General features: G+C 65.1%; 1 protein-coding gene. It reads left to right on the forward strand.

What is annotated here, in order from left to right; genetic code table 11:
• Positions 1-267: 267 nt before the first annotated feature.
• Positions 268-1,485 carry an IS110 family RNA-guided transposase gene (locus NKH12_RS30300; protein ID WP_352956465.1) on the forward strand — a complete coding sequence of 406 codons (1,218 nt, stop codon included), beginning with the start codon at positions 268-270 and terminating at the stop codon, positions 1,483-1,485.
• Positions 1,486-1,816 lie beyond the last annotated feature (331 nt).

Genomic DNA, 1,816 nt, shown 5'->3' on the forward strand with positions numbered 1-1,816 from the left:
GTAACCGGTATGATCATGACGGTGCCATCCGATCCCCGCTGGAGATGAGCGATTTTCGGCGTATGGTGCGACCATCCGGGACAGGGGCACCGGGAGCACGCCAAGTGCGGGCAGGCCGATGTATTCGATGAGCTGCGAGCTCGCGTTAGTAGCTGGCCGCCCCTGCGACCTGCCCGGTTGCGCCGAGAGCGCGGATCCGTAGGTGTCGCGTCGCCCGCCGGCTCCCGACTGTTTGAGGAGAGGGAGCCGATGAGACGTGTGATTGGAATGGACATCCACCGCACCTTTGCGGAGGTGGTGGTTTGGGAAGACGGCCGGCTGCGCCAAGACGGACGGGTCGACATGACCCGCTCGGGACTGGAAGGGTTCGGCCGCAGTTTGCGACGGACGGATGAGGTTGTCGTCGAGGCTACGGGCAACGCCATGGCGGTGGTGCGGGTTCTGTGGCCCTATGTCGGCCGGGTGATTGTCGCCAACCCGATGCAGGTGAAGGCGATCGCTCATGCCAGGATCAAGACCGACAAGATCGATGCCGGCGTTCTGGCGCAGCTCCATGCCAGCGGCTTTCTGCCGGAGGTCTGGGTTCCCGATGAGCGGACTGAGCGGCTTCGCCGCCTCGTCGCGCGGCGCAACCAGGTCGTGCGGCATCGCACGCGAGTGAAGAACGAGGTGCATGGCATCCTGCAGGCGCACCTCGTGCCGAAGTGCCCGCATGCCGATCTGTTCAACAATCGCGGTCGCGCCTGGCTCGAGCGGCAGGTGCTTCCCGACGACGAGCGGGCCGCCATCGCCCGCCACATCCGCGAGATCGACCGCCTGGCCGAGGATCTGGCCGACCTCGATCGCGACATCGCCCGGGAAGCGGTTGATGATGTGCAAGTCCGGCGGCTTCAGACGATCACCGGCGTCAATGCCATCGTCGCGAGCGGTATCATCGCCGCGGTCGGCGATATCCACCGCTTCGGCGAACCGCAGAAGCTGGTGAGCTACTTCGGCCTCAATCCGCGTGTGCGCCAATCCGGTCTTGGCTTGGCGCAATATGGCCGGATCAGCAAACATGGGCGTTCCCATGCCCGCGCCATGCTGGTCGAGGCCGCCTGGGCGGCGGCGAAGGCGCCCGGACCGCTCAGAGCCTTCTTCCTACGCATCCGCAACAAGCGTGGCCATCAGGTCGCAGCCGTGGCACTCGCCCGCAAGCTCGCGGTGTTGATCTGGCATCTGCTGACAAAGGAGCAGGACTACTTCTGGGCTCGCCCGGCGCTGGTGGCGGCAAAGCAGAGGCAGCTCGCTCTCAAGGCCGGTGCGCCGGGCGAGCGCGGTGTTGGTCGCCGCGGTTCGGCTTACGCCTACAACGTGAAGGAGTTGCGAAACAGCGAGAAAGCCGCGGCCGAGAATGCCGAACGTGCCTACGAGCTGATGGTTCGGCATTGGCGGCCACGCGGGCCGAAGCGGCGCACGGACGCCACAAAGGAGGAACGACTATAACGGCTGCGTGGCGGCACTCTCATCCTCTCGCACCACTCTTTGCCACGTGGTCGTCCGTGCCGGACAAATATAGCACAAGGAAATCTGGCGGCACGACCGACGCCCTCGGTCCGCTCCAGAATGGCGCCGTGCTCGACGCAGTCAAGGCGTGGCCTGGAAGCCTCGCAGCCGGCCGCGGCGCCATCGCACCGGCCAGCCTTGACTGCGTCTCGACACGCTCGCGTGGGAAATCCTGTGGGCCGGGACGAAGAAACAGGCTCACCTGAGCCGAACAAAGAAACGCAACAGGAATCGAAAAAGTCGAAATCAGGCTTGTCGATGTCATCCGTCG

Source organism: Mesorhizobium sp. M1322 (genome assembly GCF_040318085.1).
Classification (GTDB): Bacteria; Pseudomonadota; Alphaproteobacteria; order Rhizobiales; family Rhizobiaceae; genus Mesorhizobium.